The sequence below is a fragment of the Serratia sp. GW822-FHT06D09 genome (genome assembly GCF_058799515.1).
This window is the reverse complement of record NZ_JBXALO010000004.1, coordinates 190,870-212,318: the sequence shown is the minus strand read 5'-3', so window position 1 is coordinate 212,318 and position 21,449 is coordinate 190,870. Positions and strand designations below refer to the sequence as shown.

18 protein-coding genes and 1 other RNA gene are annotated in these 21,449 nt (G+C 56.4%); 12 read left to right on the top strand and 7 right to left on the bottom strand.

Annotation, left to right across the window (positions count from 1 at the left end; translation table 11 throughout):
- Positions 1-48: 48 nt before the first annotated feature.
- From AC1RKG_RS11980 to AC1RKG_RS11960, 5 genes are all read left to right on the top strand, one after another.
- Positions 49-354, top strand: coding sequence for an ElaB/YgaM/YqjD family protein (locus AC1RKG_RS11980; protein ID WP_020831805.1), 306 nt, complete (start codon positions 49-51; stop codon positions 352-354).
- Positions 355-356: 2 nt separating this feature from the next.
- Positions 357-761, top strand: coding sequence for a phage holin family protein (locus AC1RKG_RS11975; RefSeq protein WP_493183109.1), 405 nt, complete (start codon positions 357-359; stop codon positions 759-761).
- Entirely contained in the window at positions 758-1,045 is a 288-nt protein-coding gene (locus tag AC1RKG_RS11970; RefSeq protein WP_020831807.1) for a YqjK-like family protein, read from the top strand. The genes AC1RKG_RS11975 and AC1RKG_RS11970 overlap by 4 nt, the downstream gene beginning before the upstream one ends.
- 294 nt (positions 1,046-1,339) lie before the next feature.
- Complete coding sequence (locus tag AC1RKG_RS11965; RefSeq protein ID WP_020831809.1) at positions 1,340-1,735, top strand: DoxX family protein; 396 nt, start codon at positions 1,340-1,342, stop codon at positions 1,733-1,735.
- 72 nt (positions 1,736-1,807) lie between these two features.
- Positions 1,808-2,794 carry a glutathione S-transferase family protein gene (locus AC1RKG_RS11960; RefSeq protein WP_129984011.1) on the top strand — a complete coding sequence of 329 codons (987 nt, stop codon included), beginning with the start codon at positions 1,808-1,810 and terminating at the stop codon, positions 2,792-2,794.
- 37 nt (positions 2,795-2,831) lie between these two features.
- Here AC1RKG_RS11960 and AC1RKG_RS11955 read toward each other — a convergent pair whose 3' ends face one another.
- Positions 2,832-3,737, bottom strand: coding sequence for a LysR family transcriptional regulator (locus AC1RKG_RS11955; RefSeq protein WP_493183107.1), 906 nt, complete (start codon positions 3,735-3,737; stop codon positions 2,832-2,834).
- Positions 3,738-3,844: 107 nt separating this feature from the next.
- Here AC1RKG_RS11955 and AC1RKG_RS11950 point away from each other — a divergent pair, with 107 nt between their 5' ends.
- Positions 3,845-4,546, top strand: a complete 702-nt coding sequence (locus AC1RKG_RS11950) for a pirin family protein (protein WP_046372563.1) — start codon at positions 3,845-3,847, stop codon at positions 4,544-4,546.
- Between the two features lie 58 nt (positions 4,547-4,604).
- Here AC1RKG_RS11950 and rnpB read toward each other — a convergent pair.
- Together rnpB and rsmI are read right to left on the bottom strand one after the other, a co-directional pair.
- An RNA gene (rnpB, locus tag AC1RKG_RS11945) (RNase P RNA component class A) lies at positions 4,605-4,983 on the bottom strand.
- 41 nt (positions 4,984-5,024) lie between these two features.
- The gene (rsmI, locus tag AC1RKG_RS11940; protein ID WP_020831815.1) at positions 5,025-5,888 is read right to left on the bottom strand and encodes a 16S rRNA (cytidine(1402)-2'-O)-methyltransferase; all 864 of its coding nucleotides are present in this window, start codon (positions 5,886-5,888) and stop codon (positions 5,025-5,027) included.
- 62 nt (positions 5,889-5,950) lie between these two features.
- Between rsmI and AC1RKG_RS11935 the strand changes: the two genes are divergently transcribed.
- From AC1RKG_RS11935 to AC1RKG_RS11915, 5 genes are all read left to right on the top strand, one after another.
- Positions 5,951-7,981, top strand: coding sequence for a penicillin-binding protein activator (locus AC1RKG_RS11935; protein WP_176984409.1), 2,031 nt, complete (start codon positions 5,951-5,953; stop codon positions 7,979-7,981).
- A complete protein-coding gene (locus AC1RKG_RS11930) occupies positions 7,978-8,331 on the top strand; it encodes a YraN family protein (RefSeq protein ID WP_020831818.1) in 354 nt (117 codons plus the stop codon). Before AC1RKG_RS11935 ends, AC1RKG_RS11930 begins: the two co-directional genes overlap by 4 nt.
- A 51-nt stretch (positions 8,332-8,382) precedes the next feature.
- A complete protein-coding gene (gene diaA, locus AC1RKG_RS11925; RefSeq protein WP_020831820.1) occupies positions 8,383-8,973 on the top strand; it encodes a DnaA initiator-associating protein DiaA in 591 nt (196 codons plus the stop codon).
- Positions 8,974-8,982: 9 nt separating this feature from the next.
- Positions 8,983-9,558 (top strand): division/outer membrane stress-associated lipid-binding lipoprotein, encoded by a 576-nt coding sequence (gene dolP / locus AC1RKG_RS11920; RefSeq protein WP_020831822.1) that lies wholly within the window; start codon positions 8,983-8,985, stop codon positions 9,556-9,558.
- A 116-nt stretch (positions 9,559-9,674) separates the two neighbouring features.
- The gene (locus tag AC1RKG_RS11915) at positions 9,675-11,237 is read left to right on the top strand and encodes a S10 family peptidase (RefSeq protein WP_130017010.1); all 1,563 of its coding nucleotides are present in this window, start codon (positions 9,675-9,677) and stop codon (positions 11,235-11,237) included.
- Positions 11,238-11,294: 57 nt separating this feature from the next.
- On the opposite strand, the gene mtgA is transcribed toward AC1RKG_RS11915, so the two are convergent.
- From mtgA to mnmL, 4 genes are all read right to left on the bottom strand, one after another.
- Entirely contained in the window at positions 11,295-12,026 is a 732-nt protein-coding gene (gene mtgA, locus AC1RKG_RS11910; protein ID WP_020831828.1) for a monofunctional biosynthetic peptidoglycan transglycosylase, read from the bottom strand.
- Positions 12,023-12,676 (bottom strand): isoprenoid biosynthesis glyoxalase ElbB, encoded by a 654-nt coding sequence (gene elbB, locus AC1RKG_RS11905; RefSeq protein ID WP_020831829.1) that lies wholly within the window; start codon positions 12,674-12,676, stop codon positions 12,023-12,025. The genes mtgA and elbB overlap by 4 nt, the downstream gene beginning before the upstream one ends.
- Positions 12,677-12,913: 237 nt before the next feature.
- Positions 12,914-15,253: an aerobic respiration two-component sensor histidine kinase ArcB gene (gene arcB / locus AC1RKG_RS11900; protein WP_046372558.1), complete on the bottom strand. Its 2,340-nt coding sequence runs from the start codon at positions 15,251-15,253 to the stop codon at positions 12,914-12,916.
- A gap of 104 nt (positions 15,254-15,357) precedes the next feature.
- On the bottom strand, positions 15,358-16,284 hold the full coding sequence (gene mnmL, locus AC1RKG_RS11895; protein WP_187963018.1) for a tRNA modification radical SAM protein MnmL/YtqA: 927 nt from the start codon (positions 16,282-16,284) through the stop codon (positions 15,358-15,360).
- Between the two features lie 695 nt (positions 16,285-16,979).
- Between mnmL and gltB the strand changes: the two genes are divergently transcribed.
- Positions 16,980-21,440, top strand: a complete 4,461-nt coding sequence (gltB, locus tag AC1RKG_RS11890; protein ID WP_261158790.1) for a glutamate synthase large subunit — start codon at positions 16,980-16,982, stop codon at positions 21,438-21,440.
- Positions 21,441-21,449: the final 9 nt, after the last annotated feature.

The following is a 21,449-nucleotide window of genomic DNA, read 5'->3' as shown; positions in this document are numbered from 1 at the left end:
ATCCGCTATGTTAAAAGTCTGTCTCAGTTAACGTTAAGGAATTATCACATGGCACATGATTCAAATGCAGAAAACTTACGCGCTGAACTTAAATCCTTAGCCGATACGCTGGAAGAAGTGTTGAACTCTTCCACCGATAAGCCAAAAGCCGAACTGGAAAAGCTGCGCTCCAAAGCTGAAGGCGCGCTGAAGGATACCCGTGCTCGCCTGAGCGATGCCGGGGACAAACTGGCTTCTCAAACCAAACAGATCGCCGGCCAGGCGGACGAATATGTTCGTGATAATCCGTGGACCGGTATCGGTATCGGCGCCGCTGTCGGTGTGGTACTGGGCGTTCTGTTAGCGCGCCGCTAATTATGGCTGAACAACAACCGCAAGTTCGTGCACAGGGCCCCGCCAAGGGGGTCATGGACGTCGGCCAGCGCATCATCACTATTTTGGTCGGTATGGTGGAAACCCGTGTCCGTCTGGCAGTGGTCGAGTTGGAAGAGGAGAAAGCCAACCTCATTCAGTTGCTGATCATGGCCGGCATGACGCTGTTGTTCACCGCATTTGGCCTGATGAGCCTGTTAATCCTGATTTTCTGGGCCATCGATCCTATCTACCGCCTGATGGCGTTAGGGGCCACTACCGGGGTGCTGCTGTTCCTGGCCGTGTTCGGTGCCATTTGGACACTGGTCAAGGCTCGACGCTCCACGTTGTTGGGCGCCACGCGCAAACAGTTGGAGATCGACCGTTCCGAGCTGGAGGACGAAAAATGAATCGTCGCCGCTATCTGGAATGGAGAAAAGAGAAGCTCATCCGCAAGATCCAGCAGCAAAGGCTGGATCTTGCGGAAAACAAAACCCTGTGGTTGGAAAAGACCGAGCGTATCGACCGCGGCTGGCAAACGGTTTTCGGCTTGCGTAAATACCTGGTGGTCGGCTCCAGCGTGATGGCCATCTACGGTATACGCCATCCAAGCAAGCTGATTCGCTGGTCTCGTCGTGCTTTTGGTGTCTTTGGCACTATCCGTTTGATCCAGAAAACCTTTTCCAACAAATAACCTTTCGCAGTTCCTTCAATTCTTCCGTTGTTAAGCCCGCCTTTTCGCAGAAAATTCCCGTTTCTGTCGGTGAAGGCTGGGCAACATTCTGATTCCCCTCTCTTTGTTAGCAGGCTAAAGATTCAGTTTTTTTGAAAAAATACGACAGTTTTACTTGCTAACAAAGCGTAGGCTTCCCGATTAACATTCACTCCATCGACACGAGACGGGCCGCACGGGGCTAAATACCCGGCATACCGCCCACCGACATGAAAACGCCAAGACTGGCAAACAAAAATCACTTTGGAGTAAATGATGAAAAAATTAGAAGATACAGGTTTGCTGGTTGCGCGTATTTTGATGACAATCCTGTTTATCGTGGCTGGCTACGGCAAAATGGGCGATGCCTATGCCGGAACCCAACAGTACATGCAATCGATGGGCGTGCCTGGCTTCTTGCTGCCTCTGACCATCCTGCTGGAATTTGGCGGCGGTCTGGCGATCATGTTCGGTTTCCTGACTCGTACCGTAGCGCTGTTCACCGCCGGTTTTACTGTGCTGACCGCGTTATTGTTCCATACTAACTTTGCGGAAGGCGTAAACCAGCTGATGTTCATGAAGAACCTGGCCATCGCCGGCGGCTTCCTGGTACTGGCTGTTGCTGGCCCGGGCGGTTTCAGTATCGACCGCTTGCTGAACAAGAAGTGGTAAGTTTTTAATAGTGACACGGGGCCCGGTAAGCGGGCCCTTCTGCTTTTTCACTCGGACACGAAGGAGATTCCCATGGGACAACTCGTCGATGGCGTTTGGCAAGACATCTGGTATGACACCTCATCTACCGGAGGCCGTTTCAAACGCTCAACCTCTCAGTTCCGCAACTGGGTGACCGCCGACGGCCAGCCGGGCGAACACGGCGTCGCAGGTTTTAAAGCGGAGAAAGATCGTTATCACCTGTACGTTTCACTTGCCTGCCCTTGGGCGCACCGCACTCTGCTGATGCGTAAATTGAAAGGGCTGGAGCAGATCATTCCTGTTTCGGTGGTACATCCGCTGATGCTGGAAAACGGCTGGACCTTCGGCACCGATTTCCCTGAAGCGACCGGCGATGATCTCTATCACTCAGATTTCCTCTATCAGCTTTACCTGCGCGCCGACCCGCACTACACCGGTCGTGTGACAGTACCGGTGCTCTGGGACAAGCAGCAGCAAACCATCGTCAGCAATGAATCTGCCGATATCATTCGCATGTTCAACAGCGCGTTCGATGGCGTTGGCGCACGCGCTGGCGATTATTATCCTGCAGAGCTACGCGGGGAAATTGATGAGCTGAACGGCTGGATTTACGACCTGGTGAACAACGGGGTGTATAAGGCCGGCTTTGCCACCAGCCAGGAAGCCTATGACGAAGCAGTACACGGGGTATTCGACGCCCTGGCACGGCTGGAGCAAATTCTGGGACAACAGCGTTATCTGACGGGCGATCGCCTGACTGAGGCTGACCTGCGCCTGTGGACCACGTTGATACGCTTCGATCCGGTGTATGTTACCCACTTTAAGTGCGACAAACACCGCATCAGCGATTACCTCAACCTGTACGGCTTCCTGCGTGATATCTACCAGATGCCAGGCATTGCCGAAACGGTCAGTTTGCCGCACATCCGCAATCACTATTATCGCAGCCACGCCACCATCAATCCGCACGGCATCATTTCGATTGGGCCGGCGCAGGATCTCGACGAACCACACGGTCGCGACACGCGTTTCGGTTAACGGCAAGCTCCCCTTTGCCTGCGGCAAGGGGGAGCGCTTACTGACGATCCAACTGGGTGAACAGCCTTGGGATCTCGCGCAGGAACCAGGCTTTTGCCTCGCCCATGCTGTCGCGCCGCCAGGCCATGATAATGTCAACTTCACGGCTGTATTCCGGCCCCACCACCCGCAAGCGCCCTTCTTCGATATCTTTCTCGACCATCGGGTAAGGCATGGTCGCCACGCCCAGACCGGCCAACAGAGCCAGACGTTTATCTTCAATGGTGCTCACCGTCAGGCGCTGCTGCTTATCCAGCAATTGTACGGTCAATACCGGACGCTCCCTGGCGGTATCCGCTACCGCAATACCACGGTATTTCACCCGCGTGGCCTCAGCCAGCGGCTCTGGCTCCAGATGGATCGGATGGTCCGGCGCGGCCACATACATGCTCGTCACTTTGTACAGTTTGCGCGTGTTGATTTCAGACGAGGCGCGAAAATGCATGTCCGGGGCGATAACGATATCGGCGCGCCCCTGCTCCAGCCGCTCCCAGGCTCCGGCCAGCACCTCAGTGAAGATAGACACCTGGGTATTGGCTTTCAGCGCCAGCTTATCAACCAGCGGAAACAGCTTGCTTGGCGGCGACAAGGCCTCGCTGACGATAGTCAGATGGGTTTCCCAGCCGCGCGCCAGGGCCTCGGCGTCGGTGGTCAACTTATCCGCCGCCTCCAGCAGCACCCGTCCACGATCCAGCAGCATGCGGCCGACGTTGGTGAATTTGGTGCGGTGGCCGGAGCGGTCGAACAGCACCACGTCCAATTCTTCTTCCAATTTTTGCATGGTGTAGCTGAGCGCCGAAGGCACGCGCCCCAGCTCATCGGCTGCCGCAGCAAAGCTGCCACGTCGGTCGATCGCATCCATAACCCTTAACGCTTCAAGCGTTAACGCCCGATCTCTGGCCATCGAATCTCTCTGTCAGGAAATTTGAATATGCCGACCAGATTAACTGGCTAACAATCCGGCGTCCAGATGCTTACCATCTACATAATGAATTTAGAGAGCCAATTGCCATGATTACATGCAGAACAGCAAAACAATGCGGGCAAGCTGACTTTGGTTGGCTGCAGGCTCGCTACACCTTTTCTTTTGGACATTACTTCGATCCCAAGCTGATGGGTTACGCCTCGCTGCGGGTGCTCAATCAGGAAGTCCTGGCGCCGGGCGCAGCCTTGCAGCCGCGTACTTATCCGAGCGTGGACATTCTGAATTTGATCCTGCAAGGCCAGGCCGAATACCGCGACAGCGACGGTAACACGATGAGCGCCAAGGCCGGTGAGGCTTTGCTGCTGGCCACCCAGCCAGGGATGAGTTACAGCGAACAAAACGCCAGCAGCGATACGCCGCTAACCCGTCTGCAGCTGTGGTTGGATGCCTGTCCAGACACCAATAACGAACGTGTGCAGCGCCTGACGCTGCCGGCGAAGGGTGTGACGCTACTGGCGTCGCCGGACGGCGCTCAGGGCAGCCTGCAACTGCGCCAACAGGTGTGGATCCATCACCTGGATTTACAGGAAGGCGAGCAGCAGACGCTGGCATTGAATGGGCCCCGTGCTTACTTGCAGTCGATCCACGGTACCATTGAAGCCCAGGGCAACCATCAGGACAGCCAGAACCTGACGTGCGGTGACGGCGCATTTATCCATGATGAAAACCGCCTGACGATACGCGCCGCCACGCCGCTGCGTGCGCTGCTGATCGACTTGCCGGTGTGAGTCACATCCTGAAAGGAAAAAACCCCGCGTAACTTGCGTCACGCGGGGTTTTCTTTATAGAGGGAGCTGACCGGTAAGCCGGGTTCTGTCGTGGACAGTCATTCCTCTAGGCCAGCAATCGCTCACTGGCTCAAGCAGCCTACCCGGGTTCAGTACGGGCCGTACCATGTGAACCCCTATTTGGCCTTGCTCCGGGTGGAGTTTACCGTGCCACGAACTGTTGCCAGTCGCGCGGTGCGCTCTTACCGCACCCTTTCACCCTTACCTGATCCCGCTTGCGCGGGCCATCGGCGGTTTGCTCTCTGTTGCACTAGTCGTAGGCTTGCGCCTCCCAGGCGTTACCTGGCACCCTGCCCTATGGAGCCCGGACTTTCCTCCCCTCCACCTGTCTCCCCCGAAAGGGACGGCAGTGAAGCGGCGACTGTCTGGTCAACTCCGGCGCGGATAGTAGCGTTGCGCTCACGGCAGGTCAACCGCTTTACTGTTCTTGTTGCTCCAATGCGTGTTTATACAACGCATTTTTCTTCACGCCGTGGATCTCCGCCGCCAGCGCCGCCGCCTTTTTCAACGGCAATTCTTTTTGCAACAGCGCCAGCGTCCGCAACGCCTCCAGCGGCAGTGCATCTTCCTGTACTTTGTGGCCTTCAACGATCAGCACCATCTCACCGCGACGACGTACTTCGTCTTCCTGCACCCAGGCCAGCAATTCGCCGACCGGCGCACCGGTAATGGATTCCCAGGTCTTGGTCAGTTCGCGCGCCAGCACCACGTAACGGTGCGGCCCCCACACGGTCACCATGTCCTGCAAACTTTCCAGCAGACGGTGGGTTGATTCGTAGAAAATCAGCGTGCGCGGTTCCTCTGCCAGCGCCATCAGCGTATCCTTACGCCCCTTGGTTTTCGCCGGCAGGAACCCTTCGTAACAGAAGCGGTCTGAAGCCAGACCGGCAGCACACAGCGCGGTGGTTGCCGCACAGGCGCCCGGCAAGGGTACGACGCGGATACCGGCTTCACGGCAGCGGCGTACCAGGTGATAGCCGGGATCGTTAATCAAAGGCGTACCTGCGTCGGAAACCAGCGCAATGCTCTGGCCTTCCTGCAATTTCGCCAGCAGTTGATCGGCCTTTTGCTGTTCGTTATGGTCGTGCAGCGCAAACAACCGCGCGCTAATCGCAAAGTGTTGCAACAGCAACCCGGTGTGGCGCGTGTCCTCCGCCGCAATCAGATCAACGCTTTTCAGTACCTCTAACGCACGGTGGGTAATGTCCCCTAAATTGCCGATTGGGGTGGGCACCACATACAGCGTTGATGCAGAAATGACTGATTGTTGGTGTTGATTCATTGTTTCATCCGGATTGCCGATTTAATATTAAGCATCTTGAAAAAAACATCACTGGATACAGTATGCTTTCCTCAACATTCGTTCGTACCAAAGCAGGGCGTTCAAAGCCTGTCCGACTTACCGCAGTTATCGCGGCAGCCCTTTTCCTTGCAGGTTGCCCGAGTCAGGCCCCGCAGACGCCGCCCGCTAATATACAGGACGAAGCGAGCGCCAGTTCCGATTACTATCTGCAGCAGCTACAGCAAAGCAGCAATGATAACAAGGCTGACTGGCAATTACTTGCTATTCGCGCGTTACTGCGCGAAGGGAAACTGCCGCAGGCCAGTGAACAACTGAACCAGCTGCCGAAAAACCTCAGCAGCGTTCAACTGGTGGAGCGCCAGTTACTGAGCGCCGAGCTGCAGGTGGCGAACAAAAGCTATGTCGCTGCCCGCACCACCCTGAGCCATCTGGATACCGGCTCGTTGTCGGCCAACCAGCTGGTGCGCTTCTACCAGGCGCAGATCGCTGCCAATCAGGGTAAACCTTCCCTGCCGCTGATCCGCGCTTACATCGCACAAGAACCGCTGGTGACCGGCAAAGCGCACCAAACCAATCTGGACCAGACCTGGCTGTCCCTGCTGCAGCTGACACCGCAGGACATGAACAGTCTGGTGATCAACGCCAATGAGAATGTACTGCAGGGCTGGTTGGATCTGCTGCGCGTTTATCAGGACAACAAACAGGATCCCGATCTGCTGAAGGCCGGTATTAAAGATTGGCAGAATCGCTACCCGCAGAATCCGGCGGCGAAAACCCTGCCCACTCAGTTGAACCAGGTACTGAACTTTACCCAGGCTTCCACTTCAAAAATCGCACTGCTGCTGCCGTTGAACGGCCAGGCAAAAGTGTTCGCCGACGCGATCCAAAAAGGGTTTGAAGCGGCGAAAAACGGCGTGACGCCTTCCGCTCCGGTGCAACAACAGCAGCAACAGCCTACCAGCGAGCCGGTACAGGCTCCTGCCTCGACGGATCCCAATGCCAACGGCGCAGTAAGCACCTCGGCGCCGTCAGCAGATGCTGCCCCTGTCACTGCCGCTCAGCCTTCTGCTCCGTCTACCGCGCCAATTACGCCGCCGCAGGCCGCTAACGCGCAAATTAAGGTGTATGATACCTCCAGTCAGCCACTGGCCGCGCTGCTGACGCAGGCCCAGCAGGATGGTGCCACCCTGGTGGTCGGCCCGCTGCTGAAAGAAAATGTCGATCAACTGGCCGGCAGCACCACCACCCTGAACGTCTTGGCGCTCAACCAGCCGGAAACGCCGAAGGACAATCCGAATATTTGTTACTTCGCGCTTTCACCGGAAGATGAAGCCCGCGATGCTGCCCGCCACATTTGGGAACAGCAGAAAAGGCAACCGCTGTTGCTGATCCCGCGCGGTGCCTTCGGCGATCGCGTTGCCAAAGCCTTTAATCAGGAGTGGCAAAAACTGGGCGGCCAAACGGTGCTGCAGCAAAATATCGGCTCCGCCGGTGAACTGCGCCAAATGGTGAACAGCGGCGGCATTCGCATGTCGGGTACGCCAATCTCCACCGCGCCGGCACCGCAGGCCGTTACCATTGCCGGGCTGACCATCCCTGCGCCACCGAGCGACACGCCAGCAGCCAGCGGCGGCAGCGTAGACTCGGTCTATATCGTCGCGACCCAGTCCCAACTGACGTTGATCAAACCGATGATCGACATGGCCACCAACTCGCGCAGCAAGCCGGCGATGTACGCCAGTTCACGCAGCTACCAGGCCGGTGCCGGTCCGGACTTCCGTCTGGAAATGGAAGGCCTGCAGTTCAGCGATATCCCGTTGCTGGCCGGTGCCAACCCGCAGCTATTGCAGCAGGCAAGCAGCCAGTTCCGCAACGACTACTCGCTGGTGCGTCTGTACGCCATGGGGATGGATGCCTGGACATTGTCCAACCACTTTGCTGAAATGCGCCAGTTGCCCGGCTTCCAGGTCTCAGGCACCACTGGCATGCTGACCGCCTCACCGGGTTGCGTCATCAACAGAAAACTGCCTTGGCTGCAATACCGCCAGGGCATGGTCGTTCCGGTCTCTTGAGTCAACGCGCCACAGGGGCGGGCTATGAATTACAGGCCCGCCACTATCTGGAACGCGCCGGGCTCACTTTCTTCGCCGCCAATGTTACGCTGCGCGGCGGTGAGCTCGACCTGATCATGCGCGATGGCCAAACCTGGGTGTTCGTTGAAGTACGCTACCGGCGCAGCGATGCGTTTGGCGGTGCAGCCGCCAGCGTTACCTATCGCAAGCAACAGCGGTTGCTGCATGCCGCCGCCGTTTGGCTGGCGGGGCGCGGAGCCAGTTTTGACACATCGTCTTGCCGTTTTGATGTTTTGGCCATTACCGGTAGCCAGTTAGAATGGATACCCAATGCCTTCAATGCGGATTAAACGCGGTTTACCGGTGCAGACCGGCCCTTTGACTTAGTGGATTAATACAACGTGCTGGATAGAATTAAAGCCTGTTTTACCGAAAGCATCCAAACCCAGATTGCGGCGGCGGAAGCTTTGCCCGACGCCATCTCGCGTGCAGCAATGACGCTGGTTCAATCCTTACTTAACGGTAATAAAATTCTGTGCTGCGGTAACGGCACCTCGGCAGCCAATGCGCAGCATTTCGCCGCCAGCATGATCAACCGCTTTGAAACCGAGCGCCCAAGCCTACCGGCCATTGCCCTGAATGCCGATAACGTGGTGCTGACCGCGATCACCAACGATCGCCTGCACGATGAAGTCTATGCCAAACAGGTTCGTGCGCTCGGACACGCCGGCGACGTACTGCTGGCAATTTCCACCCGCGGCAATAGCCGTGATATTGTGAAAGCGGTCGAAGCCGCCGTGACGCGTGACATGACGATTGTCGCACTTACCGGTTACGACGGTGGGGAACTGGCCGGCTTGCTCGGTCAGCAGGATGTCGAGATCCGCATCCCTTCCCACCGCAGTGCACGCATTCAGGAAATGCATATGCTGACTGTAAATTGCCTATGCGACCTGATAGATAATACGTTGTTTCCCCACCAGGACGATTAAGGAACTGAGATGAAGCTAAAAGCCACATTTGCAGTGCTGTCCAGCGCCCTGCTGTTACAAGGTTGTATTGCAGGCGTTGTCGTTGGCAGCGCCGCCGTCGCCACTAAAACGGCCACCGACCCACGCAGCGTGGGGACTCAGGTAGACGATGGGACGCTGGAAGCCCGGGTTGAAAATGCCCTGAGCAAAGATCAGCAGTTGAAGAAAGAAGCCCGGGTGGTCGCAACGGCCTACCAGGGTAAAGTCCTGCTGACTGGCCAATCGCCAAGCACCGATCTGGCGGCTCGCGCCAAGCAAATCGCCATGGGTGTTGAAGGCACCACCGAAGTGTATAACGAGATCCGTCAGGGAACGCCGGTTAGCCTGAGCACCGCCTCCTCCGATACCTGGATCACCACCAAGGTCCGTTCACAGCTGCTCACCAGCGATACGGTGAAGTCATCCAACGTGAAAGTGACCACTGAAAATGGCGAAGTGTTCTTGCTGGGCCTGGTCACCCAACAGGAAGGCCAGTCTGCGGCGCAGATCGCCAGCCAGGTGAGCGGCGTAAAACACGTCACCACCGCCTTCACCTTCGTTAAATGATCCTTCAGGCAAGGGGCATTCCCCTTGCCGCTTTTCTGCACGCTCCGCGCTGTTGTACCCTGGTTTAATGAGTCGCGTTTAAAGTCATCTCTCACTTCATTACGGATAAAATTCAAATGGACAGAATTTTAATCGGTTTTCTCACTGCCGTTTCTTTATTCACCGCCGGAGTTTCCGCCGCCAATCCGCCACAGGAAGCGCCCCACGCCGAGCACGCCCCAGCCCCGATGGCCGATCAAACCGTTGCTACCGAAGGCGCGATCACGGTCAACCAGGTAAAAATCAATTATCAGGCGCAAACCGGGGTGCTGGAATTGAGTAAAGACGACCCGGAAGATCCCGTGACCGGCATGTTCTATGTCGCGTATTTCAAAAAGAATGAGAATAAGAACGAGAACAGGCCGATTACCTTTATCTACAACGGCGGGCCGGGCTCCGCCTCGCTTTGGCTGCATATGGGGGCACTCGGGCCTAAACGGGTTATCGCTACTCAGCCAGAGAAAACACAGCTGGCGCCTTACCAACTAACCGATAACCAATACAGCCTGCTCAACGTCAGCGATCTGGTATTTATCGATGCCCCCGGAACGGGTTACAGCCGCTTTTCCAGCAGTGCCGCCAGCCAACCGGAGAGAGCGCAGCAAAAATCACAGAGTGCCAGCAACGTTTATGGCGTCAACGGCGATGCTCAGGCTTTTTCTCAGTTTATCGTTCAGTTTCTAACGCATTACCAACGCTGGAACTCACCTAAATATTTATTGGGTGAAAGCTACGGCACTACCCGCTCGGTGGTATTGGCCGAGACGCTAAAAAATCAGAATATCGATCTTAACGGCATTATTCTGATGTCGCAGTTTCTGAACTATGACAACAATGTCGACGATCCCAATCAAAACCCCGGCGTCGATCAGCCTTACTACCTGGCACTCCCCACCTACGCGGCCAGCGCATGGTATCACCAGCGGCTGCCGGACAAACACCAGAGCCTGCAAACCTTGTTAGACCAGGCCGAGAAGTTTGCACTGGGGACTTATGCCCAGGCATTGCTGCAAGGTGCCAATCTGCCTGAAAAAGATCGTCAAACGCTCGCCGAGCAACTTTACCAATTTACCGGCATTTCGGCCGATTATTGGCTCAAGGCCAATCTGCGCCTGAGTGGGCCGGTTTTCGCCAAACAACTGTTGAGCGGCCAGGACGAGACCATTGGCAGAATCGATACCCGCTATCGTGGGCCGTCGCTGGATAATATCGCCGAAACGTCCAATTACGATCCCAACATCAGTGCAATTACCTCCGCCTACGTCGCGCAATTCCACGATTATCTTGGCAAGACGCTGCATTTTAGCGCCGACCAAAACTATCGCGCATTTTCCGATGAGGTCTATGACTGGAACATGTCCAGCAACAGCCGCGACAGATCGTTTAACGTGTTGCCGAGCCTGTCGCGGGTGATGAAAATGAATCCGGCAATGAGAGTGATGGTGATAGGCGGGGTTTACGATCTGGCCACGCCTTATTTCGTCGCCAAATATGAGATGAGCCATCTGCCCGTGTCGCCCAAACTACGCGACAATATCCGTTTCTATTGGTATGACACCGGGCATATGCCGTACGTGGATGAACCGTCGCTCAAAAAGATGCATGCAGACCTGAGTGCGTTTATCAGTCAAAAACCCTGATACAAAATTCACTGCTAAAGAGACGGCTCCCCTGCCTGACGGTAGGGGAGCATCAGGTTAATCGAGCTTATTCTCTTTCAGGAAACCTTCCCCACCCAACTGGCGCATCTGGCGCATGATCCACTGCTGTCGCTGTATGACATAGCCGGAAGGCGCATTGGCCTTGAAGCGATGTGGATTGGGCAACACCGCCGCCAGCAGTGCGGCCTCCGATGCAGTCAGACGCTTGGCCGGTTTATTGAAGTAGCGCCGTGACGCTTCCTCTACGCCGAACACGCCGTCACCGAACTCCACGATATTCAGGTATACCGTCAGGATCCGACGCTTGGTCCACACCAGTTCGATGCCGGAGGTCAAACCGGCCTCTAACCCTTTGCGCAACCAACTGCGGCCGTCCCACAGGAACAGGTTCTTCGCGGTTTGCTGCGACAGCGTAGAAGCGCCACGAATGCGCGTGGGCCGACGTTCATTGTGGCTGAACGCCTTTTCTATCGCCGCCACGTCAAAACCCCAGTGATCCGGGAACTTCTGATCCTCCGCCGCCATCACCGCCAGCGCCATCTGCGGGGAAATCTCGTCCATCGACACCCAGTCGGAGTGCGCCACATAGCCAAAATCGCCCCTCAGCCAGGCACCGATCTGCCGCTCGACCATCACCGCAGAAAAAGGCACCGGTAAAAAAGCAAATACCAGGATACCCAGCAGCCAGGCACCAACCACTGCGATCAATCCGCGTTTCAGCCAAAACCATGGCCGGGATAGCATCGATTTGCCCACAGATTTTCTCATTCAGCCAAATCCAGCACCCGTGAAACCAGCTTATCAATCCCGCGGGCGGCCTCACCGATCGATTTCGCCAACATATAGGCTGGCGTGGTCACCACTTTGTTCTCAATATCCACCACGATATCGTCAACCGGGCAAATGACCGGCTCACCGCCCATGGCATCAATCACTTCACCGAGGTCAGGATCGTTGCCAATGGTCAGCCGCACTTGTTGATCCAGCAACTTTGGCAGCAGCGCCGGCGCGATGCACATAAAACCAATTGGTTTATTTGCCTTATGCATTTGTTGCGTTAGCTTCGCTAAATCTTTATCAATCCAGCATTCCGCCCCTTCGCTGGCAAAACTGCTGAGGTTCTTCGCAGCGCCAAACCCGCCGGGGACAATCAGGGCGTCCAGTTGGTCGGCATCGGCCTGTGAAAGCGGCTGGATCTTGCCTCTGGCAATGCGTGCAGACTCCAGCAAAACATTGCGCGCCTCTGGCATTTCATCGCCAGATAAGTGATTAATAACATGAAGTTGAGGTTTATCAGGCGCAAAGCACACCGCCTGTGCGCCTGCCCGGTCCAACGCCAGCAGCGTCAGGACGGCCTCATGGATCTCCGTACCGTCATAAACCCCGCAGCCACTCAGCACTACACCCACGTTTTTCATCACCCTTCCTCCTGTTGATACTGTCAACTGGTTAGTGCTCGGAGTAGTCAAACACTAATCTACATCACACATTTTAATGAATCTTCTAACAAGAGCGCTTACATTTGCTATGTTGTTGGCTGTATGATGTTTAGGAATTCTCTGCAACCTGCTCGACCAGAACACTAAATCCAATACGCAGGTTCACAATTTCCCTGGTGTTGGCGCAATATTCGCGCACCCCGGCCTAGGTCGGGGTCATTTTTTTTCAGCTTCCGCTACCCACGCCCGCAGTACCTGCACGTCGTTACGCCATTCCTGCTTCAGCTCATCCACCCAGTCCTGCACGTTATCCCACCACGCTGGCAACGTCGGGGTTTGAATTTGCTGTGCCAGCTGTTGCAGATGGCGCAGACCCACCGAACCCGCTGCACCTTTAATTTTGTGCCCTTCTTCCGTGATGCCTTTCTGATCACGCGCGGTCATATTGGAATCCAACACCGCCAGATAGCCCGGCATCATTTGCTCAAACATCTCCAGGCTCTGATGGATCAACTGCGGCCCCACCAGGTCCATGTACTGTTCCAGCATGGTGGTATCCAGTAAAGACTCATTAATCTGCATCGTCTTTTGCTCCATTTTCTTTGTGGTGTGAGAGGGTTGATGATCCCAGTAATGTTTAATCACCTTGGTCAGCGCCGGCACCGACAGCGGCTTGCTCAGCACGTCGTCCATCCCCGCGTCGAGATACTCTTTTTTGTCTTTCAGCACGTTGGCAGTCAATGCAACCAGCGGCGGCAGCGCCTGCCCGGCATAGCGCTCTCGCAGCACCCGGGCGATATCCAGCCCGGTCATGTCCGGCAACTGGATATCCAGCAACACCAAATCGAACTCGTCCGGATCAAACATCGCCAGCGCATCCTTGCCGTTCATCGCCACTTCGACGCTGTTGCCCAACTTCTCCAGCACCGAACGCGCCACAATCACGTTCAGCTCGATATCTTCGACCAGCAGGATATGCAGCGCCGGTAATGGCAGGGCCTCTTCCGCCTGCGTTTCACTTTCCGCTTCCTTCACCGCCGGCGCCTGGATGGTCAAAGTGAAGCAAGAACCGTGCCCTTGCACGCTGTTGACAGTGATATCGCCGCCCATGCTCTGCGCCAGGCGCTTGGAAACCGCCAGCCCAATGCCGGTGCCGGTCGCCGGACGGCCGCCGTGCTGGTCCTTGACCTGATAATACATGGCGAAGATTTTGTCCTGCTCATCCTTCGGAATCCCCATGCCGGAGTCTTCCACCTCAAACACCAACCGATCCTGCTCTTCGCGGCGTACGCGGACCACGATTTGCCCCTGCGGCGTGAACTTCACCGCATTGCCGATCAGGTTCCACAAGATCTGACGCAGGCGGGTACCGTCGGTGATGATTTGCTGCGGCAGCGGTTGCTGCGGCTCCATCACAAACTGCAGGCCTTTCGGCTGAGCCAACAGGCCGGAGAGGTTTTCCAGGTCCGCCAGGAAGCCGGTGAAATCTACCGGTTGATTGTCGAGCTGCACTTTGCGCCGCTCAAGCTTGTCCATCTCGATAATGTCGTTGAAGATATTGCCCAGGGTAATAGCGCTGACATGGATGGTTTTGAGGTATTTCAGCTGTTCGTCGTTTAACTCGGTATCGAGCAGAATGCGGCTCAGCCCGACAATGCCGTTAAGCGGCGTACGAAGCTCGTGGCTGATCGTGGAGATGAAGGTGGTCTTGTCCCTGCTGGCATTCTCCAGCGCGTCCTGATAGCGCTTACGCTCGGTTATATCGCGGCCGAAGCCCATCAGCCCATGCCGTTTGCCAACGCGATCGTAAAACGGCACTTTGCGCAGCTCAAAACAGGCCTTGCGCCCGTCCGGATAGACCAGCCACTGTTCGTAGGTCAGCGAAACGTTGTGGCGGAACACTTTCTCATCGGTTTCTATCACCTTTTCGGCGATTTCCTGGCCGTAAACGTCATACGGCGTCAGGCCAATCAGCTGTTTTTCACTTTTGCCGGTCAGCAGCTCCATCGCCCGGTTACAGCCGGAGAATTCTTTGTCTTCGTTACGGTAATACACCAGATCCGGTGAAGCATCGAGGAAAGAACGCAACAGCGCCGACTGCTGGCCCAGTTCGATTTGCGCCAGTTCGCGCTGTTCCATCTCTTCCGTCAGCTTGTCCATCACCTGCTGGCGCTCTTCTTCCGCCTTGATACGATCGGCAATTTCCTGATTCAGCTGGCTGATGTTGTCCTTAAGCTGCTGGTTCAGCTCCAGGTCGCGGTGGCGCATCTCTTCCAGCTTATCTACCAGCCGCGCCAGGCGCTGGCGTGATTCTTCAAGCTGTTCGACCACCACCGACAGAAAGTAGACTGCCCAGGGCGTAATCAACAGGCCGAAGAAGATTGAGCGCACCACGTCGATGCTTTCCACTTCGCCGCGCAGCAGCATGGTCACCGCCATCTGCACCACCATCGCCAGCACCACCAGCGCCGATGCCAGCAGCAGCGAAAAGCGTACCAGCCCCAGTTTTACCATTAAATCAACGTAGTACTGGGCTAACACCCGGATTTGCTTCATAGCCGCTCCCATCAGACAGAATCGTCTAAATCATACCGTAAAACACCGAGGAGATAAGGAAGCAAACGTCGAAGTGTGGGAAAGATTGCAAATCAAAACAGCGATCAAGGGCGATATTGCTGCTTTTCATCCAATCGACTGCCCTGCCCGCCATGGCGTTGCAAATAGCCGCCGACCGCCTGCATGCCGTTCCAGCGGTTTTCGCACCATAACGGTGCCAACAGCGTCGGCCGACGCGCGCTGGCGGAAATACGGTGATATACCACCTCCTTCGGCGTGTGGCGGATCATCTCTCCGGCGCTGGCGGCGTATGCCTCCAGCGACAGTTCAGGCAACCGACCCGCCTGCCAGGCCCGCGCCAGCGTGCTGCCGGTAACGATGTGCAGCGGATGCAGCTTGATGCCATCCACGCCGCTGTCCACCACCCGTTGTAACGTGGTCAGATGTTCGGCGGCGCTTTCCCCCGGCAGCCCAACAATCAGATGGCTACACACCTTCAGCCCGCGTTCGCGCGCCAGCCGGGCGGTGCGCTGATAACAGGAGAAATTGTGGCCGCGGTTAATGCGCTTTAGCGTTTTATCGTGCGCCGTCTGCAGCCCGAGTTCCAGCCACACCTCGTAGCCTTTTTCGCGGTAACTCGCCAGCAGATCCAGGGCGGCAGGTGGCACGCAGTCCGGCCGGGTTCCAACACAAATGCCGACCATATCCGCCTGTCCCAGCGCCTGGCGGTACATCTCCGCCAGCAGATTCACTTCTGCATAAGTACTGGTATAGGCCTGAAAATAGGCCAGGTAGCGTTTTGCGCGATTCACCCTGCCGGCCTGCAGCGCCAACTGTTCGGCGATGCTTTGATGCTGCATCTGTTCATCGGCAAAAGAAGCGACATTGCAGAAGGTACAGCCACCACGCCCCAACGTGCCGTCGCGATTCGGGCAACTGAACCCGCCGTGCAGGGTGAGTTTATGGATCTTTTCGCCGTATCGCCGCTGAAGGTCGGCACCAAACATATTGACTAATTGCGGCAACTGCATAATCTTGGAGGTCTCTGTGCTCAAAGCCCGTGATGCTAATAAAAAACGGCTTTTCCCGCGATGACAGAGATCAACGCTTTCTCCGCAAGGCTTCACCAAGCATAACTATTCATTATAAATGCAAATAAAATCATCTTGGCCGAGATGAATTTTTCTTATTTCCACGCAACCGTTAACGCCAGTATGACAAAGCGATGAAAAATAGTTGTAAAAAACAAAAAAGAATAAGTTATTAGAATAAAACTCTGACATTCCCACCCGCACTAGCATGGTGCAGAGATTCAGGCGTTGCACTATAGTGAGACAGCTCACATTTCTTCGGGGGACGACACTCCCCCATGCAAGCTTAAAAAACGCCAAAAAACAATTAATATCAAATAATTAAATACAGTTATTTCATTAAAAAACCCCCTTAGGCCTATATTTGACCTGCGTATTCTTTCTCGCTAAGTTGGAAGTCCGCTGGAAGCTTTCTGGACGGGCAAACGTCTCGTCATATTTATGCAGTAATTTAAGACTCCCTCTTAAAACAAGTCATTTACCACTTGTGAGCACCATCACGAGAGGCCATTGACGGAGGGCGGAAAAGCAGATCGGCGATATTCAGCTTGCTGATTGGACTTCTGCCTGACGTTGAGAAGCCCGCTCGTGAGTCGGTTGTGAGAGTCACGCAGAGCCTGGGGAGGTTCACTGATATGTTGTACGATAAATCCCAAGAGCGGGACAACTGTGGTTTCGGCCTGATCGCCCACATAGAAGGCGAACCTAGCCATAAGGTCGTGCGTACCGCGATTCACGCACTGGCCCGCATGCAGCACCGTGGCGCAATCCTTGCTGACGGCAAGACTGGCGACGGTTGCGGCCTGTTATTACAAAAGCCCGACCGCTTTTTCCGCATGGTGGCGGAAGAGCGCAGCTGGCGCTTAGCCAAGAACTACGCCGTTGGCATGATGTTCCTCAGCCAGAACGAAGAGGAAGCCCGTGCCAGCCGCCGCATTGTAGAAGAAGAGCTGCAGAACGAAACGCTGTCGGTTGTTGGCTGGCGTGAAGTGCCGACCAACCCGGACGTTTTGGGTGAAATTGCCCTCTCCTCCCTGCCGCGTATTGAACAGATTTTCGTTAACGCCCCGGCCGGTTGGCGCCCACGCGATATGGAACGCCGCCTGTTTATCGCGCGCCGCCGTATCGAGAAGCGCGTCCAGGACGACAGCTTCTATGTATGCAGCTTCTCGAATCTGGTGACGATCTATAAAGGCCTGTGCATGCCTGCGGATCTGCCCCGTTTCTATCTTGATTTGGCGGACCTGCGTCTGGAATCGGCCATCTGCCTGTTCCATCAGCGTTTTTCCACCAACACCGTGCCACGCTGGCCGCTGGCGCAGCCGTTCCGCTACCTGGCGCACAACGGCGAAATCAACACCATCACCGGCAACCGCCAATGGGCGCGCGCCCGTACTTATAAATTCCAGACGCCGCTGATCCCGGATCTGCAAACGGCAGCGCCTTTCGTTAACGAAACCGGTTCAGACTCCAGCTCGCTGGATAACATGCTGGAGCTGTTGCTGGCAGGCGGTATGGACTTAATCCGCGCCATGCGCCTGCTGGTTCCGCCAGCCTGGCAGAACAACCCGGATATGGACACCGATCTGCGTGCCTTCTTCGACTTCAACTCGATGCACATGGAGCCGTGGGACGGCCCTGCCGGTATCGTGATGTCCGACGGCCGCTACGCCGCCTGTAACCTGGACCGTAACGGTCTGCGTCCGGCACGCTACGTCATCACCAAAGATAAGCTGATTACCTGTGCCTCTGAAGTCGGCATCTGGGATTACCAGCCGGATGAAGTGGTCGAGAAAGGCCGCGTGGGCCCTGGCGAGCTGATGGTGATCGATACCCGTAGCGGCAAGATCCTGCACTCTGCCGAAACCGACGACGATCTGAAAAGCCGCCACCCGTATAAAGAGTGGATGGAAAAGAACGTCAAGCGGCTGGTGCCGTTCGAAGACCTGCCGGCCGATCAGGTCGGCAGTCGTGAGCTTGACGATTCGCAGCTCGAGACTTACCAGAAACAGTTCGGCTACAGCAGCGAAGAACTGGATCAGGTGATCCGCGTACTGGGCGAGATTGGCCAGGAAGCTACCGGCTCAATGGGTGACGATACCCCGTTTGCCGTGCTGTCCAGCCGCCCACGCATCATCTATGACTATTTCCGTCAGCAGTTCGCGCAGGTGACCAACCCGCCTATCGATCCGCTGCGCGAAGCGCACGTCATGTCGCTGGCCACCAGCATCGGCCGCGAAATGAACGTGTTTTGCGAGGCCGAAGGCCAGGCGCACCGTTTAAGCTTCAAATCGCCGATCCTGCTGTACTCCGATTTCAAACAGCTCACTACGCTGGAAGGCGAATACTATCGGGCCGACACGCTCGATCTGACCTTTGATCCGGCGGAGCAGGATCTGGAGCAGACCATCCGTTCGCTGTGCGACGAAGCGGAACGTAAAGTCCGCGACGGTGCCGTGCTGTTGGTGCTGTCAGACCGCGCCATCACCCCCCAACGCCTGCCGGTGCCTGCGCCAATGGCCGTTGGTGCGATCCAGACCCGTCTGGTCGAGAAAAGCCTGCGCTGCGACGCCAACATCATTGTTGAAACCGCCAGTGCCCGTGACCCGCACCATTTTGCCGTGCTGTTAGGCTTTGGCGCGACGGCGGTCTACCCCTACCTGGCTTACGAAACGCTGGCCAAATTGGTAGATACCCAGGCAATCGACAAGAAATACCGTGAAGTGATGCTGAACTACCGTAACGGCATCAATAAAGGCTTGTACAAGATCATGTCCAAAATGGGCATCTCTACTATCGCCTCTTACCGCTGCGCTAAACTGTTCGAAGCCGTCGGCCTGCACCGCGATCTGTCCGATTTGTGTTTCCAGGGCGTGGTCAGCCGCATCGGCGGCGCCAGCTTCAGCGACATCCAACAGGATCTGCAGAACCTGTCCAAGCGTGCGTGGTTGAAACGTAAACCGCTGGAACAGGGCGGCCTGCTGAAGTTCGTCCACGACGGCGAGTACCATGCGTACAACCCTGACGTGGTGAGCACGTTGCAAACGGCAGTGCACAGCGGCAAATACAGCGACTATCAGGCTTACGCCAAGCTGGTGAACGAGCGCCCGGTGGCCATGCTGCGCGACCTGTTGGCCATCACGCCGAAGGGCACGCCAATTCCGGTTGATCAGGTTGAACCTGCTGAATCGCTGTTCAAACGTTTCGATACCGCAGCGATGTCCATCGGTGCCCTGAGCCCGGAAGCGCACGAGTCGTTGGCAATCGCCATGAACAGCCTCGGCGGTTTCTCCAACTCCGGCGAAGGCGGTGAAGATCCGGCCCGTTACGGCACCAACAAAGTGTCGCGCATCAAGCAGGTGGCATCCGGCCGTTTCGGCGTGACGCCGGCTTACCTGGTGAATGCCGATGTGATCCAAATTAAAGTGGCGCAAGGAGCCAAGCCGGGTGAAGGCGGCCAGTTGCCGGGGGATAAGGTTACCCCTTATATCGCCAAGCTGCGTTATTCGGTACCGGGCGTGACGCTGATTTCGCCACCACCGCACCACGACATCTACTCGATTGAAGATCTGGCACAGCTGATTTTCGACCTGAAACAGGTCAACCCGAAGGCCATGATCTCGGTGAAGCTGGTTTCCGAACCGGGCGTGGGCACCATCGCCACCGGCGTGGCGAAAGCCTATGCCGATCTGATCACCATCGCCGGCTACGACGGCGGTACCGGCGCCAGCCCGCTGTCTTCAGTGAAATACGCTGGCTGTCCGTGGGAATTGGGCCTGGTGGAAACCCAGCAAGCGTTGGTGGCCAACGGCCTGCGCCATAAAATTCGCCTGCAGGTGGATGGTGGCCTGAAAACCGGTGTGGATATCGTGAAAGCGGCAATTCTGGGTGCGGAAAGCTTCGGCTTCGGCACCGGTCCAATGGTGGCGCTGGGTTGTAAGTACTTGCGTATCTGTCACCTGAACAACTGCGCTACCGGCGTGGCAACTCAGGATGAAAAACTGCGCCGCGATCATTACCACGGCCTGCCGGAACGCGTGACCAACTACTTCCAGTTTATCGCGCGCGAAACCCGCGAGATCATGGCGCAGTTAGGGGTTAGCCAACTGGTGGATCTGATTGGTCGTACCGATTTCCTGACCGAGTTGGACGGTATCTCCGCCAAGCAGAACAAGCTGGATCTGTCGCCGTTGCTGAAAACCGCCACGCCGCATCCGGGCAAGGCGCTGTATTGCACCGAAAGCAGCAACCCGCCGTTCGACCAAGGGTTGATGAACAAGGATCTGCTGGCGCAGGCGGAACCGCATATTGAAGCGAAAAGCAGCAAAGCCTTCTACTTCGATATCCGCAACACCGACCGTTCAGTGGGCGCTACCCTGTCCGGAGCCATCGCTACCGTGCACGGTGACCAGGGCATGGCGGCCGATCCGATCAAGGCCTACTTCTCCGGTACCGCCGGCCAGAGCTTCGGCGTATGGAATGCGGGCGGCGTAGAACTGACCCTGACCGGCGACGCCAACGACTACGTTGGCAAAGGCATGGCAGGCGGCCGTATCGCCGTCCGTCCACCGATTGGCTCCGCGTTCCGCAGTCATGAAGCCAGCATTATCGGCAACACCTGCCTGTATGGCGCTACCGGCGGCAAGCTGTTCGCTGCGGGCCGTGCGGGTGAACGCTTCGCCGTACGTAACTCCGGTGCCATCACCGTGGTAGAAGGCATCGGCGACAACGGTTGTGAATACATGACCGGCGGCATCGTCTGCGTGCTGGGCAAAACCGGCATCAACTTTGGTGCGGGCATGACCGGCGGCTTCGCCTACGTGCTGGATGAAGACGGCGAGTTCCGTAAACGAGTGAACCCAGAACTGGTGGAAGTGTTGGATGTCGACCAACTGGCAATTCATGAAGAACACCTGCGCGGATTGATTACCGAGCACGTGCAGGCGACCGGTTCTTCGCGTGCGGAAGAGGTCCTGGCCAACTGGCCGGAATGGGCACCGAAGTTTGCTCTGGTCAAGCCGAAGTCCAGTGATGTCAAAGCATTGTTGGGTCACCGTAGTCGTTCCGCAGCCGAGCTGCGGGTTCAGGCGCAGTAAGAGGTCATT